General features: G+C 44.8%; 11 protein-coding genes. 1 reads left to right on the top strand and 10 read right to left on the bottom strand.

The genetic code is table 11. The annotated features are described in order from the left end of the window. Positions 1-319: 319 nt before the first annotated feature. The 10 genes from AC08OG_RS10510 to AC08OG_RS10555 all read right to left on the bottom strand — a co-directional run bounded on the left by AC08OG_RS10510 (position 320) and on the right by AC08OG_RS10555 (position 14,095). Positions 320-937, bottom strand: a complete 618-nt coding sequence (locus tag AC08OG_RS10510; protein ID WP_292479504.1) for an ANTAR domain-containing response regulator — start codon at positions 935-937, stop codon at positions 320-322. Next, positions 921-1,787, bottom strand: a complete 867-nt coding sequence (locus AC08OG_RS10515) for a nitrate- and nitrite sensing domain-containing protein (RefSeq protein ID WP_482929467.1) — start codon at positions 1,785-1,787, stop codon at positions 921-923. Before AC08OG_RS10515 ends, AC08OG_RS10510 begins: the two co-directional genes overlap by 17 nt. 399 nt (positions 1,788-2,186) lie before the next feature. Continuing rightward, a complete protein-coding gene (locus tag AC08OG_RS10520; protein ID WP_482929468.1) occupies positions 2,187-3,434 on the bottom strand; it encodes a hypothetical protein in 1,248 nt (415 codons plus the stop codon). A gap of 186 nt (positions 3,435-3,620) precedes the next feature. After that, positions 3,621-6,269: a molybdopterin-dependent oxidoreductase gene (locus AC08OG_RS10525; RefSeq protein ID WP_482929469.1), complete on the bottom strand. Its 2,649-nt coding sequence runs from the start codon at positions 6,267-6,269 to the stop codon at positions 3,621-3,623. 10 nt (positions 6,270-6,279) lie between these two features. Next, on the bottom strand, positions 6,280-6,588 hold the full coding sequence (gene nirD, locus AC08OG_RS10530) for a nitrite reductase small subunit NirD (RefSeq protein WP_292354121.1): 309 nt from the start codon (positions 6,586-6,588) through the stop codon (positions 6,280-6,282). 6 nt (positions 6,589-6,594) lie between these two features. After that, positions 6,595-9,024: a nitrite reductase large subunit NirB gene (gene nirB, locus AC08OG_RS10535; protein ID WP_439503841.1), complete on the bottom strand. Its 2,430-nt coding sequence runs from the start codon at positions 9,022-9,024 to the stop codon at positions 6,595-6,597. 205 nt (positions 9,025-9,229) lie between these two features. Then, positions 9,230-10,669 (bottom strand): sensor domain-containing diguanylate cyclase, encoded by a 1,440-nt coding sequence (locus tag AC08OG_RS10540; RefSeq protein WP_292354117.1) that lies wholly within the window; start codon positions 10,667-10,669, stop codon positions 9,230-9,232. A gap of 148 nt (positions 10,670-10,817) precedes the next feature. Then, entirely contained in the window at positions 10,818-12,947 is a 2,130-nt protein-coding gene (locus AC08OG_RS10545; RefSeq protein WP_292399545.1) for a putative bifunctional diguanylate cyclase/phosphodiesterase, read from the bottom strand. A 145-nt stretch (positions 12,948-13,092) separates the two neighbouring features. After that, positions 13,093-13,551 carry a YybH family protein gene (locus AC08OG_RS10550; RefSeq protein ID WP_482929470.1) on the bottom strand — a complete coding sequence of 153 codons (459 nt, stop codon included), beginning with the start codon at positions 13,549-13,551 and terminating at the stop codon, positions 13,093-13,095. A gap of 22 nt (positions 13,552-13,573) precedes the next feature. Continuing rightward, positions 13,574-14,095, bottom strand: a complete 522-nt coding sequence (locus tag AC08OG_RS10555; RefSeq protein ID WP_292399548.1) for a MarR family winged helix-turn-helix transcriptional regulator — start codon at positions 14,093-14,095, stop codon at positions 13,574-13,576. Between the two features lie 206 nt (positions 14,096-14,301). Between AC08OG_RS10555 and AC08OG_RS10560 the strand changes: the two genes are divergently transcribed. Then, entirely contained in the window at positions 14,302-16,134 is a 1,833-nt protein-coding gene (locus tag AC08OG_RS10560; RefSeq protein WP_482929471.1) for a sensor domain-containing diguanylate cyclase, read from the top strand. Positions 16,135-16,141: the final 7 nt, after the last annotated feature.

A 16,141-nucleotide genomic window follows, 5' to 3' on the forward strand; every position in this document is an offset into this window, starting at 1 on the left:
CTGGAGATCATAAAAACAAGGCCAGAGGACAGAAAACGGCGACGTTGCCCGATACCGGGGAAATCATTTCCAGACACGGTTTTCAATCCTGCGTTGGATTGTTCCAGGACCTTAGCCAAGAACAAAGGTGGCTATGAAACAACAGATCCCACTGTCCCATTTGCAGTTAATATGCCAATTACATACCTATTTAAAAATTTATAAATTTCAGTCACTTATTAAATCACTTTACTAATACTCAGTTTCAACTTGCGTCGCTTTGGGGCTTAACAATAAGTCTGGCACCCAGATGGTGCAGCAGCAGACAGCTTTATTTCATTCAGGTATGAGGATGTGTTTCCAGCAGGTTAGCCGTAGCCAGCACCTGTTTCGCCAACATCGCCAGCCGCATGTTCTGGTTCATCGCTGTGGTGCGTAACAAACGATAAGCTTCGTCCTCACTGCACTGACGCTGTTGCATCAATACGCCTTTGGCACGATCAATAATCTTGCGTTCCGCCAGTTTGGTTTCCAGTGATTGCACCTGTTCACGCATCGTCTGTTGTTGCTGGAAACGATTTCGTGCAGTGCTCAGTAACGGCAAGACCCGGTGCGGTTGTAAACCATCAACCACATACGCACTGACGCCAAGCTCAATAGCCTGTTTTTCAACCTGCGCGTCATACACATCGGTGAAAATAATCACTGGCATCGGTTGTTGTCTGAGTAACATATCAACAAGCGCCATCATGTCACTATCACAATTACGAACGGCCAGAATGAACATGCCGGTAAATTCGAGTTGTTTCATGGCCAGTTTAGGAAGGGAAGCCGATTGATTGGTCACCTCAAACATGGTGCCACTCAATTGTTCGACTAATTGCTGTGCTATATCAGAACGATCGCACACCAATGTGGAATTAAAATTTTGTGTCATGATGTCAGTTGAGTTTCGCATGATTATCCGCAGCATAGTTAATGATAAGAGAAAACACATTGAGTACCGTATCGATGGCACGGGTGGCCGTTTTAAAATATTCATCGGCTGATAGGGTAATCGAACCTTCAATCAGCACTTGTTGATCAATGGTCTGTAACAATAAATCTGTATCGCGTTCGATTTTGCCGTTTTGACCAGCCAGAATTCCCACCAGGTCTTTATTACGAATTCCGGCAATTTCCCTGAGTAATTCACCGATCCTGCTGTTTGCTGTTAAACGTTGGAAAGACAACATCATCGTTTCGGTGCCCCCTGCCTGACCTCGGGCACACAGGGTCGATCCAACGGCACGCATTTGGCCGAGAATTTCAGCAGCTCTGAGAGTGTCCAGACAGATTTCGGATAAGCGGGTGATGTTATCCAGCATAAAATGGTGAAGGTTGTACAAACGGCTGAGATCATCAAACAAAGATAATTGGCCTTCGATCATCGCACTGTGCTGCCGAATAACCTGATGAGGAGTCAGATTGCGATCCAGTACCTGCTTTTTCAGTCGCGGCCAGTGATCTACAAACGATTGCCATTGCGGTAACGTTTGCATTTCGGTGTTTTGTGCACCGAGAATAAATTGATCGATTTGTTGCTGCAGAAAGGTCAGCTTGCCGACCAGGGAAGCATTTCCAGCACAGACAGCACTGCTGGTGCCCCGATGTTGCTGAGATAAATCAATTAACTGTTTTAAATGAACCAGTTGGGAAATGGCAAATTCTGTACGTCGTTTATCACGGAAATTCAGAGTGAATTGTCTGGTAGCAGCAAAACATGCTGCTACCGATAATGCACCTGCAATGGTGGGATTGACTATCATAGTCTGACTCTCAATTAGTCGTTCCGATTATTCCCAGCTGAAAAGATAACCAGCCATTAATCCTAAGGGAGAAATCAACACCAACAAAAGCAGCTTGAATAACTCTTTCATCAAATAGAAAAAATCAACTAAGTATCCCATTGTTGTGGCATCCTTCTTTGTATGGCAACGACAACGATACTGCATAAGCTGTGCCAGAGATAAAACTATTATTTATCAACAACTTAAAAATTCATCTTGGCACGTCATGCATTAAAATGGGCTGTAGTAAACGGACCATCGCTTATTTTTGGTGCGCCGAAGCAGAATTACAGATAAAAAAAAGCCAGCCCTAAAGGGCTGGCTTGGTACAACAAAGGCAGCTATAAAAAATCAACAGCCTCTAATACCGAGGAGATATTAGAACTTAACTTGTCCATAGACCCAGAACTTTTCGGTATCCACTAACGATGGAAATTCATCATCCGCTTGATAATCAGCGTATTTCACACCCACGGTGTAATGCTGGTTAAAGGTTTTTTCCAACAGAATATCCAGCTCATTACCGGCATCAAGACTGTCCTGATCCGTCTCAAAGTCATGGTAGGAAACAATCAGTTTGGCTCCGAAAATCACATTGCCAACGACTGTTAAATAAGCATCTTTCAGTCCTTGTGACGGAGTGTTCAGGAATTGATCGGCCCAGCCCTGAAACGCATGATTAGTGCCCAGGGGTGTTTTAAAACTGTCCGTTCCATCGCCTTCCTGCACTTCATAAGAGAGTTTGGCCATCCAGCCTTTATGCTTGGCACCCAGCTCTGCCAGATAATAATCCTGAGCATCCATGGTGCCGCTTTTATAATCACTTTGACGGGCATATTCGGCTGTATAAACCAGATTCCAGGCATCATTGATCGCAGGAGCACCACTGAGTCGCACACCCAATGTTTTAGAAGAGGTCGCTTCGGCATCTTCATATTCCAATAAATACCCATAGCCTTCCAGTTTGCCAAATGGTAAACCGCTGTATTGGGCATTAAGCAAATGAGCTTCAACGTCAATTTCACCATTATTTATAATGCCAGCATCACGATCATCACCAAAAATAGTGTTTATTTTATTGACAAAAGCGTAACTCAGCCTGGTATCAGGTAAAGAAGTATTCTGAATCGAAAAAGCATCAAAAGTTTGATGATTCTGCCGCCATAACACATTACCAATATAACGATGGAATGGTGCATTTCGGTAGGTAATTTGCTGACGACCAAATTTCGCAAGGGTATCAAAGCCCTGATAACTCAGATAAGCCTGATTGACTTCAGTACCATCCGGATCTGCCACTACTGAATATTTAGTCTCACCATTAGTGGTGCTATTGTAATTATCACCGCCCAGATCAGTAACATTCTCAAACTCAAGAAATGCACCAAAACCGTTTAAACGGCCGGTTTCATACCCCAAGGTAGAACGCACGGTAAATGCATCGGCATCTTTCAGGTCGTTATCCTGTTCAACAGATTCATAACGGGCACGGGCAGAAAAACTGACCTTTCCGCCAGTCAGGGCTTCGATAAAGCTGTCTTGTTCGGCTGCAGCCGCTGTCATTGAAAATGTGCCAATGAAGCTCGCCATCAACGTCGTTGCAGTATATGTAGGTAATTTTGACATGATCCTTCCTTAATTTACGGGCCGCGAAAATACCTTCGGCGACCGAAATATCAAAAAAATAGAGATTGATTTGCCACGTCGTTATGGCTGCATACGCGCTGGGCGGTTCAGAGGGCAATGCATCATCGTAAATACACAACACTCGTCAATTTGTTCAGGCAGAAACAAGCTCTGCCCTGACAGCTGTCAGGAATTAGCCAACAACTGTTTTAATTCGGGAATGCAGGATCCACAGTTGGTCCCTGCTTTTAAACATCGGCCAATATCATCAACCGATTTGGCTTCACCTTTACGGATAGCGTCTTTAATGGTGGTTTCGCCAACACCGAAACAGGCACAAACCATTTTGCCTTTATCCTGCTGTCCCGGCCCTGGACGGCCTGCAAGCAGACTCTGCCGGGCAGCTCCATCCAGTGTTTCTTCTGAAAATAATTGAGATAGCCAGCCACGTTCTGGCAGATAATGGTCGGCAGCCAGAAACATCACAGTCTGTAACTGATTATCAACAATATTGGCAGCACGATAGCGGCCAGCTCGCTGGTCACTGAATTCGATCCATTCACCTTGCTGTTCTGTAATATTCTGAATCCACTCAAGTGGTTGCTCTACCCAGTTTTCACCAGCCAGTTCATAGCGCCAGAACTGCTGACCTTTGACTTTGACCCAATAGGCTGTTTCAGTGAGGCTCAATGGCTGGCGGGATAAAATAAAACCATGCCAGCGCGGTAAAAATGGACGTACATTCACCGGGGTATGTTTGGACTCGGGTTGACCGGAAATGGGATCGGTTAGGGGTGCGACCAATGTGTCGACACGTGCCTGTGAGGCAAACTGTCCATTCCAGTGAATAGGCACAAAGATGCTGCCCGGGCGTTGATCCTGAGTTAAATTCACCCTTCCGGTGAGTCGTCCCCATTTGCTTTCAACCTGGGCCAGAGCCTTGTTCTGAATCTGCCAGTGGCCGGCATCGACCGGGTGCATATCAATCATTGGTTCACTGATATGCGCATTTAATCTGGGTGCCCGTCCGGTGCGGGTCATGGTATGCCATTGATCACGGATACGGCCGGTGTTTAACACTAAAGGATAGGTATCATCGACTTCGTTTTGCGGATAATGCGGGTCAACCGCAATCATTCTGGCTTTACCGGAAGCGGTATAAAAATGATTATCGGTAAACATTCTCGCTGTGCCCTGAGGCGCATTTTCGGTCACTGGCCACTGAATGGGTTGCAACGATTCATATTCCTGCTCAGTGATATTGGCCAGAGCGCTAATATCAAAATCACGCTGTCCCTGATTTTCAAAGGCAGACAATCTGGCATGTTCACGAAAGACATCTACGGCCGTTTCAAACTGAAACTGCTCAGCAAAGCCCATACGTTTGCCGACTTCCTTGAGCATCCACCAATCGGCTTTAGCTTCACCGGGTGCTGGTAAAAAAGCCCGTTGATGACTGATACGTCTTTCAGAGTTGGTGACAGTGCCGTCTTTTTCGCCCCAACCAAGCGCCGGCAGCAGTACATCGGCAAATTCGGTGCAGTCCGTTTGCTTTTCAATTTCAGAAACAATGACCAATTCACAGCTTTCCAACGCTCTCTTGACCTGATCAGCATCCGGGATGCTCACCACCGGGTTGGTGGCAATAATCCAGACAGCTTTGATGTCGCCACGCTCTATCGCCTGAAACATCTCAATGGTTTTATGACCGGCAGTATTGGTTAAGCGATCGGTATTCCAGAAACGTGACAACCGATCATGATGTTCTGGTTTGTCTATTTCCATATGAGCCGCCAGCTGATTACTCAAGCCACCGACTTCACGCCCGCCCATCGCATTGGGTTGACCAGTAATGGAAAACGGCCCCATACCGACTTTGCCAATCCGACCAGTGGCCAGGTGACAGTTGATAATGGCATTACATTTATCCGTGCCGCTGGTCGATTGATTAACGCCTTGAGAGAACAGGCTGATCGTTTTTTCAGTCGAGGCAAACAATTGATAAAATTTTGCTATATCGGCTTCAGATATTTCCGTCTGACGTGCCACTTGTGGAATATTGGCCGCAGTTTTTCCCGCCGAATCCAGTGATGATGCAAAGCCTTCCACATATTGCTCAAGATAATGCCAGTCGATACAGTCATGCTGTTTGAGATAGCTCAGCAAACCATTAAATAAAAACGCATCCGCACCGGGCCTTAATGGCAGATGCAAATCGGCGATATCGCAGGTGGCCGTTTTTCGGGGGTCAATCACTACCACTTTCATATTCGGCCGGTTTTGCTTGGCCTGAGTAATACGCTGAAACAGTACCGGATGACACCATGCAGTATTGGAACCGACAATCACCAATAGATCAGTTTGTTCGAGATCCTCATAGCTGCACGGCACCGTATCACTGCCAAATGCACGTTTATGAGCCGCCACTGCAGAAGACATGCATAAGCGTGAATTCGTCTCGATATTGCCACTGCCAATAAAACCTTTCATCAGTTTATTGGCCATATAGTAATCTTCGGTCAGAATTTGACCTGACACATAAAACGCCACGGCCTCCGGACCATGTTCATCAATGATCTGTTTAAACCGGTCACTGACATGGTTCAGTGCGTTATCCCAGTCAACCCGTTTGCCATTTACCTGTGGATACAACAAACGATTATCCAGACCGACGGTTTCCCCTAAAGCAGAACCTTTTGAACACAAGCGTCCTAAATTAGCGGGATGGGACGGATCACCTTTTATGGCGACCGTACCATCGGTTTGCGGAGCAGCTAAAACGCCGCAGCCGACGCCACAATAGGGACAAGTTGTTTGTGTTGCGTGTTGTGCCAACAGTCAATCCTCAGAGTGCAATGTAAATCAGGCCGTCTTCGACTTTGGTATCAAATGAACGGGTGCAACCTTCGTCTGGACCAGTGGCCTCACCGCTGCTTAAATCAATCACCCAGTTATGTAATGGGCAGGCTACACGTTTATCGTAAACAATCCCCTGGGATAACGGACCTTTTTTATGCGGGCATTGATCAAATAAGGCAAAGACCTCATCACCACTGGTCCGAAAAATCGCCACATCCCCATCCGGCGTTGTCATCACTCGTGAGCCTTTTTGCGGTACGCTTTCTACCGGTCCTACTTCAGTCCAATTTTGCATCTGTTGTTAACCTACTTGCTTGATGGGAATATAGTTTTCGCGCTGTTTGGCAGCATGTTCCGCCCAGGGATCGTCCTGCGATTTTTCCTGTGACTCGTAAAACCGCTGTGCCAGGACTTTGCGGTTGTCATGATCATCAACCACTTTGGCCTGAACGCTTTTCAGTCCCACCCGTTCAATCCACGGTGCGGTACGTTCCAGATAATGGGCATCTTCACGATAAAGCTGCATAAAGGCTGCACAGTATTCCATCGCTTCTTCTTCAGTAGCGACTTTGCACAGGAAATCGGTCGCACGAACCTTGATACCCCCGTTACCACCGACATGCAGTTCGTAACCTGAATCAACACAGACAATACCGAAATCCTTGATGGTGGCCTCAGCACAGTTACGCGGACAACCTGATACAGCAATTTTGAATTTATGCGGTGTCCATGAACCCCAGGTCATTTTTTCAACCTTGATGCCCAAGCCGGTGGAGTCCTGAGTACCGAAACGACACCATTCTGAACCCACACAGGTTTTCACGGTACGTAATGATTTACCGTAAGCATGACCTGAAACAAAGCCCGCTTCACTGAGATCGGCCCACATTTTCGGCAGATCGTCTTTTTTCACACCAAGCAAATCGATACGCTGACCGCCAGTGATTTTCACGGTGGGTACTTTATATTTATCGGAGATATCGGCAATAGCCCGTAATTCATTGGCGTTGGTTACCCCACCCCAAATCCGTGGCACCACTGAATAGGTACCATCTTTCTGGATATTGGCATGAACCCGCTCGTTGATAAAACGTGACTGCGGGTCATCCTGATAGTCAGGCCAAGTGCTGAGCAGATAATAGTTTAATGCTGGGCGGCATGAGTGGCAGCCATCAGCATTTTTCCATTCCAGGGCGACCATCAGATCAGAGATGGTTTTCAAACCTTGTTCTTTAATGGCGTTTTTCACTTCGCCATGACTCATGCTGGTGCAACCACACATGGGTTTTTTACTTGGCGTGTCGTTAAAGTCACTGCCCAGCGTCGATGCCAGTAATTGCTCAACCAGACCGGTACAGGAACCGCACGAGGCAGAAGCTTTGGTATGAGATTTGACTTCATCAAGGGTAAACAGACTGTGTTTACTGATGGCTTTAACGATATCGCCTTTGCAAACACCGTTACAGCCACAAATTTCGGCATCATCAGGCAATCCATCGACAGAATTGGTCGCACCATGGCCAGAGTCACCAATATGGTGCTGACCAAACAGCATATTCTCACGAATACTGGACACATCAGTGCCATCACGCATCAACTGGAAGTACCATGCTCCATCCACGGTATCACCGTATAAAACCGCACCTATCAGCTTGTCATCCTGAATGACCAGCTTTTTATAGATATGACGGGCAGCATCTTTGAACACCAGATCTTCAGTACTTTCATCGCCAATAAAGTTACCTGCAGAAAATAAATCAATGCCGGTAACTTTCAGTTTGGTCGAGGTAATGGAGCTGACATAACGTGCAATACCCATTTGAGCCAGATGGTTGGCACAGACTTTAGCCTGTTCAAATAACGGGGCCACCAGACCAAAGGTTGAACCACGATGCTGTACACATTCACCCACTGCATAAACTTTAGGATCAAAGGTCTGCATGGTGTCATCCACCACAATACCGCGTTCACAATGAATTCCGGCAGATTGTGCCAGTTCAATATTAGGGCGAATACCGACCGCCATCACCACTAAGTCAGTATCGATTTCTGTGCCATTTTTAAAGACGACTTTTTCAACCCGTTTTTTGCCTTCAATCGCAGCCGTTTCATGCGACATCAGGAAATTAAGCCCTTTGGCTTCCAACTCATGCAACATCAAATCCGAAGCAGGTTTATCCAATTGCTGATTCATTAACACATCAGCAATATGCACCACGGTGACTTCCATCCCCTGGATCATCAAACCATTGGCTGCTTCCAAACCAAGTAAGCCACCACCGATAACAACGGCTTTTTTATGGGATTTGGCAGTTTCCAGCATGGTATCGACATCAGCAATATCCCGGAAACTGATAACGCCAGGCAAATCACGACCGGGTAAAGGCAACATGAATGGGCGAGAACCGGTGGCCAGCAATAAACGATCATATTCAAAGACTTCGCCTTCTGCGGTTTCCAGTTGGCGTTTTACACGATTGATATGGGTGATTTTTTTACCGGCATGTAAGGTAATACCATTGTCGATATACCATTGCCGATCGTTGATCATGATCTGATCGATGGTTTTATCGCCTGCCAGCACTGGAGACAGCATAATACGGTTGTAGTTACCGTAAGGCTCATCACCAAAAACGGTAATGTCGTATTTTTCAGGTGCTAACTTGAGTAATTCTTCCAGTGTTCGCACACCGGCCATACCATTACCTATCAGCACTAATTTTTCTTTCATGGATCGCTCCTGCATTTCGATTAACTATGCTTGAGCAAGCACTGTGCCAACAGATAACTTATTAATTTAATTACACATTAATTTTAAACAGGTAAGTAACATGCGACTTTGTGGTGCAAAACGGTGCACTACGCACAAAGATGGTGAATTAGGGCCAGTATCTCTTTCAGAAACACCTCTGTTGTCATAGAAAGCTCAACAAGCCCTAATAAACCGTAATACGATTACGGCCTTTATTTTTGGACTCATACAGGGCGTGATCACAACGTTCAATCAGATCATCCATGCTTTCTCCCAGTTGAAACTCTGTCACACCGGCACTGATGGTTACGCTGATACTGTCATCTTTAACCCGGATCTTATGCTCGCTGACAGCTTCGCGAATCGTTTCTGCCACCCGTGCTGCATGTTGTTGATCACAGTTTTCTAACAATAATAAAAACTCTTCACCACCCCAGCGACACAAAACGTCTACATCTCTCACTTTTTGTTTTATAAGCCGAGACACCGATTTGAGAACCTGATCACCAAACTGGTGACCGTATTTATCGTTGACCAATTTAAAATGATCAATATCCAGCACGATCATTGATAAAGACCAATCCTTACGTAACGCAGTTTTTTGCGCTTTATTAAAGACCCAGTCGAATACCTGTCTGCTGGTCGCCCCGGTGAGTTTATCTTTAGTCGCCATCAATTCAAGACGACGCTGGTAGCCCCGGATAGTGAAATGGGCAAGCATTAATACACAGATACTGATAGCCAGAGAAACCGCAATATTGATCCATAACGCCGTTTCAATCCGGTCAGCGGCGGGATCGTTGATTTGCTCGACGATCAAAAACCAGTCAAATTCGGGAACCAAACGACTGTTTAAGTAGATAGTGTTACCGTTTTTCGCCGCATAACTCACCGACGCACTCGGATTACTGAGGATCTGTATAAATAATTGATCTAAACCGGTTTTGTTTTGCAGGTAGATATCATCTTGAAACTGACTGCTTCGCAGCGTAATTTCACCCTGACGATCAACAAAATAGATTTCCCGTCCATAGCGTCGTTGATAGTTTTCAATCAGTTGAGCCACTGACTCCATCGACAGGCCAACACCGGTAACCCCGACTAACTCACCTTGTTGATTCAGAACGCGATAATTAACAAAAATGCTCATACGATTGGGTTCGGCGGTATCCCAATCTATATTGATATCGTAATCGGTAGTGATTTTTCGCGTGGTGAAATACCAGCTATCCGCCGGATCTGACTCATCAACCTGTTTGATAATGCCCTTGGGATGATAATAATTGCGCGTTTTTTCAGAGACAAAAAAAGCGGTAATCGTATTGTATTTTCGTTGTATCTGCGCCAGATATTCGGCTAAACGCTGGGGATCCTGTTCACCATTCTCAGCCCAGTTAATCATAAAAGTATCATTCGCCATCAATGATGAGATTAACAATGGCTGCAACAGGTCACGCTGAATTTCGGAATAGATGTTATCACTGGTCAGCGGCAGCATTTGTTTTTGCAGCTGGTCACTGGTGGAATCCCGCGCCACAAAGTAGCCAATCAGACTGGTGGCCATAAATCCCAGCAAAACCAGCGCGCTGATTGTCAGCGTGAAAATTCTCTTCCGATTTTGCATTCCGGCCAGCCTGTTATTAAACAAAGTTTTTAATCATAGTGAATTTGGAGTAAGGATCCTAGTGGCTATTGCTCTTTCATCCCCATTTCTATTGCAATCAGCCCAAGGCTTGTTGTTCTTTCAGAGGCTGACCAAAGCGACAATGGCCCTAATTTTTTGTTAAGGCCTGCAAATTGTCCGCATTCAACTCAGCGGGCTGCATTTGCATTAGTTTGGCATGAACAAATTGATGCATATCCTGATAACGTGTTCTGAGCGATTGGAAATTCTGCATGGCCGTTTGTTTTTTACCGGCTTGATAGAGTTTAATCGTCATGGTTAACAGATGATGAAAACTTCGATATTTTTCTTTTAGAATTTGCAGACATTCTTTATCAATAAGTTGGAGATTTTCTGTTCGCTCCAACCAGACACCACAATGCGATTGTTTAATTGAGAGAATTGGCCACAGTTCAAGTTCTTCGGGGTCCACATCAAAACGCTGTTCAAGGCTTTCCAGGCTTAATTCCAGATACAAATAAAACAGGTTTAACTGTGTCCATTTCAAATGCTGGCGATGATAGCGATAACTGAACCATTCTTCAGGCAATTCAAATTGTTGCTTCCAATGCGTTAATTCCGTCACTGGCATCGGTTTGGCAATCACATAGCCCTGAGCCAGTTCACAGCCCATTGAGAGCAAAATCTGACCGTGGCGCAGTGACTCTACGCCTTCTGCAATAACCTCCAAATCAAATGATCTGGCCAGTGCAATAACACCTTCTACAATTTTGCAGTCATCCACATCATTTAACATGTTCCGCACAAATGTCTGATCAATTTTTACCGCAGATACTGGCAAAGTCCTGATATGGCTCAGTGATGAATATCCTGTACCAAAATCATCCAGCACTGTTGCAATAGAGAATTCATCCCTGCAACGACGGACCACATCAACGATCAGACTGAGATCATCCAGAGCGTGACTTTCCAGAATCTCAAATTGGAAATACTGTAAATCCACTGCTGGAAACTCATTAACGATCTCGCCAAGTCTCTTTAAAAAACCATTACTTCCAAGATGATAGGCCGACAGGTTGATGCTGATATTCCATTGTTTAGAGTCGGCCTGCCATTGTTGTAAATAACTCAACGCCTGACGAATGACCCACTCACCTAACTGAATTTCCAACGATGTGCCGTTAATTAAAGGCAAAAACTGTTGCGGAAACACCAGTCCGTTTTCAGGATGCAACCAGCGAATCAGTGCTTCGTATCCGACCACTTCCCCACTGCACATATTGATTTTTGGCTGCATGTGTAACTGAAACTGGTTTTCACTCAAAGCCCGGCGAATAGCATAAAGCTGCTCGGTTTTTTCATCACGCCAGGCTTCGTTCCCTGTTTCATACATGCGAAAGGTTTTCTTACCGTCCAGTTTTGCTTTATACAGCGTTTGATCAGCGTGCTCGATCAGGGTTTGCATCGAACCCTGATCAAATGGATAAACGGTATAACCAATCGAGGCACTGATGCGGATGGTATTGTGCTCAATCAGATAGGGTCGGCTTAGCTCTTCAGTTAATCGGTGCAGCAACAGTTCGCAATCCTGACGGTTTTTGATTTCACCAAGCAACATGACAAACTCATCGCCACCATAACGGGAAACGGTATCATCCTGTCGCAACATGCTCTTGATACGCTGCGCGACTTCAATCAGTAATTCATCACCGGCGTTATGTCCCAACTCATCGTTAACGGGTTTAAAGTTATCCAGATCCAGAAAACATACCGCTAATAATGTTTGCGTACGATTACTATGGGCGATGGCCTGTTCAAAGCGATCCACCAGCAGATTTCGATTAGGTAAAGCGGTTAACGCATCATAATGCGCCAGTCGCTCCAGTTCGGCCTGATGCTGCTTTAACATGGTGATATCAGAAACCAGTCCCAAATGAAACATCTCACCCGTCTGCGGATCAGTGGTGCGATGAATCGTCAGCACTTCAGCATAAAATGACCCGTCTTTTTTACGGTTCCACACCTCACCCGACCAATAACCGTTATCTGACAGGCTTTGCCACATTGTGCTGTAAAAGGCTTTACTTTGTTTGCCGGAGCTTAGAATATTGGGTTGTTGGCCGATTAATTCGTCTCTGCTATAACCGGTGATGGAACATAATGTATCGTTTACATCAACAATGATATTATCGGCATTGGTAATAATGATGCCTTCATGTACTCGATCAAACAGCATTTCCAAAAGAGAGTGTCTTTGTTGCTTCAGTAAGGCGCTCACCGGAAATATCCTTATAAAAACCATAAAATCAATAGGGTTTTTAGCATAGCCTTTATGACCTAGGCAAGTTTTCCTTGCAATAACTCTCAAGCATAAAAAAAGCCGATCATTGAGATCGGCTTTTTTGCTGCAAAGACTGTTGGATTTATTCAGCCATATTCCAGATATGTGAAACGACTTCCCATTCATCCTGGTCGTTCTGTTGCAGAACTGTCATCAACACACCATTAAATGTCATCGTTTCACCATTTTCACCTTCAACATCTGCTGACCAGTTAGCCAATTGACTGACTTGTCCTGCAGATGAATAAGTGGCGATAGTGGTTATATTATGATTGTGCAGCCCATTATCGAAAAAGCCCTGAAACAGTGCCGCAATCTCCTGCTGGCTATTCAACACATTGCCATCACCGGGCGACAAAGTGGCTTGTGATGCATAAAGTTCGGTTAACGCATCGAGATCCTTATCGTTGAAAGCAGCATTCCACTGCTCATTGGCAGAATTAATGACTTCCTGTGCATCATAGTCAGCACCGGGGTTACTGCATGCACTCACTGCCAGAATAAGCAGACTTAAGGGTAATAAACGATTTAAAAATTTCATAGAGATTCCTTTTTTTTGAACATTATTTAAGATGAGATTCATCTTCAAAAACATGTCGTTGTTGATAGATTTTTTTCAATAACGACATAAGTTGGGTTGTTTCAGTTTCGCTCAGCGCCTGCATTAATTGATTTACACGTTGATAATAACCAGGCATTACCTCATCAAGTTTTGCCTGTCCCAGAACGGTCATTCGAATCAGTATCTGCCGTCTATCCCGCTTACCATGCACGCGACTGATTAATTTATCGCGTAACAACCCATCTAATAAACCGGTCATGGTGGCTCGCGAAACCCCCGCTTTTTCAGCCAGCGCTGAGGGTGTTGAACTCAGGTTATCCTCTCGCATCAGCAATAGCAAAACCCACCATCGTCCCTGTAACAAGTCATATTCCGCAAGATAGCTGTTTAATCCCAAAGACAAATCAGAACCGACGCGCAGCAGATTCAAAAATGTCATGACATTTTTAATGTCGGTTTGCGGGTAACGATCGGCAAACTTCTGTAATATTTCAGCGTTAGGAATATCTTTAACTTGTAACATGATAGCTAGCTTATAGTTAGCCACCTAATCATGTCAAATCCAATTCAGTTAGTAATTAATGATATATTTGAATCAGAATGTAACAGTCCTGTTTGCTGAGATAACACCATTGTTTTGTATTGACTCAACTTTTTTCTTATTTCGATCCAGCGAACGGAGTTCATTTTCCGTCGATCGCCACTGCCGTTTCTAATTAGGTTTGTCCGGTGTCTGCTAAACCTGTTTTACGATTACGTTACCCAATTCATAGCAAACTACTGCTTTATACCTTCGTGCTGATTGGGTTGACGTTGCTGGTCATTTATCAAAATTATCAATCGCAGTTATCAGCCTACTCCTCACAAATTAACCAACAGATCGAGCAACGTAACCAGTTGCTGGCATTGATGCAGACCCAGTTACTGGAATCTAAACTGGAAGCCATTGATCAAACGTTGAAACTGATCAGTTCATATCCCGATTTTATTAAAAATTCTGCACCTCATACTTATCTCCTTGAGAAATATTCTCAAAATAATCCTGAAATGCAGGCTCTATTGCATATCAATGCGGATGGGCTGTTACGCTATCCCATGCATCAGCGTAGTCAGCTGGATTTATCCGGGCGAGACTATTTTAAAGTGCATCAGAACTCAAAAACGGATGGCGTTTTCACTTCAAAACCCATGCTTCCTGGCCGGGGGCATTCAGATCCGGTTATGGTGATCAGTCGGGGTCTTTATGATTCGAACGATAATTTTCAAGGGGTCATCGCCGCCGTTATCGATATCGAAACCTTTTCATGGGCTCTCAGTGGTATCAGTGTCAATGCCCAGCTATTTTCATCGATTGTTCATCAAGAAGGTGAAGTTGTATTTCGAGTCCCCTATAGAAACTTCGAAGTTGGGCAAACTCTGGATTACGTAAAAGATCGTAGCGATAAAGACAAACTACCCTTAACCGGTGAAGGGATTTATCAGCATTTTAGTGGTGATTATCAATTTGCCTATCAGACATTGCCCAAATGGAAGTTACACGTTTTTGTCGGTGAAAATCGAGCCGTAGTCGATGAATTAATTTCCAACTACCGTTTTGCCCATCTCCGTAACAGCTTTTTGACCGCACAATCCTTAATGTTACTGATTCTGGCCACCGCCTGGTTAATTGGCCGGCGTTTGGATATAAACAAACAACTGATTGAAAGCAAAGCGGCTCTGCAGCAAAGCTATCAGCGTAATCAGGCGATTATCAAAGCCATTCCGGATCTGCTGTTTACCATTGATAAAAATGGCAAAATCATTGATTTTGAACACGGCGATGGTGTGCCATTGCTGATGTCTGAACAGGACTTTATTAATAAACATATAACTGAAACATTACCTGACTTTCTGGCGCAGCGGACGTTACTGGCGTTACAAAAAACGCTGGGTAGTGGAGAAAGTGATTATTACGAATACGAACTGAATCTGTCAGGCAAACAGCATTTTTTCATGGCCCGCTCTTCGCCAATCAACGAGGACAGAATGCTGGTTGTTGTCATTGATATTACCGAGCGTAAAAAATCTGAAAACGCCCTACAGTGGCAGGCAACACATGACAGTCTGACGCAGTTACCCAATCGGGTTTTATTTTATGATCGACTGAATCAGGCCATTACCGAATCAGCCCGATATAAACAGCCCTTTTGCCTGCTTTATATCGACCTCAATGATTTCAAACTAGTCAACGATAACTATGGGCATCTGAATGGCGATATGTTGTTGATCCTGGTGGCACAACGTATTCGTGAATCAATTCGTCAGTCAGACACGGCTGCCAGACTGGCGGGAGATGAATTCGCCATTATTGTTAACCACAGTAATCTGGAAGAAGCCATGCAAGTCTCGGAAAAGCTACGGGAACAGTTATCGGTTGGTTATGAATTAAATGATGGCGTGATGCTGAATATCAGTGCCAGCATTGGTATTGCTTGTTATCCTCATGATGGTAAGGATGCCGATGAGCTGATTCTGCATGCTGATAACAGTATGTATCATGACAAACGTTCAACTGCTTCTTAATTCAGAC

The sequence above is a fragment of the Methylophaga sp. F7 genome (genome assembly GCF_056863975.1).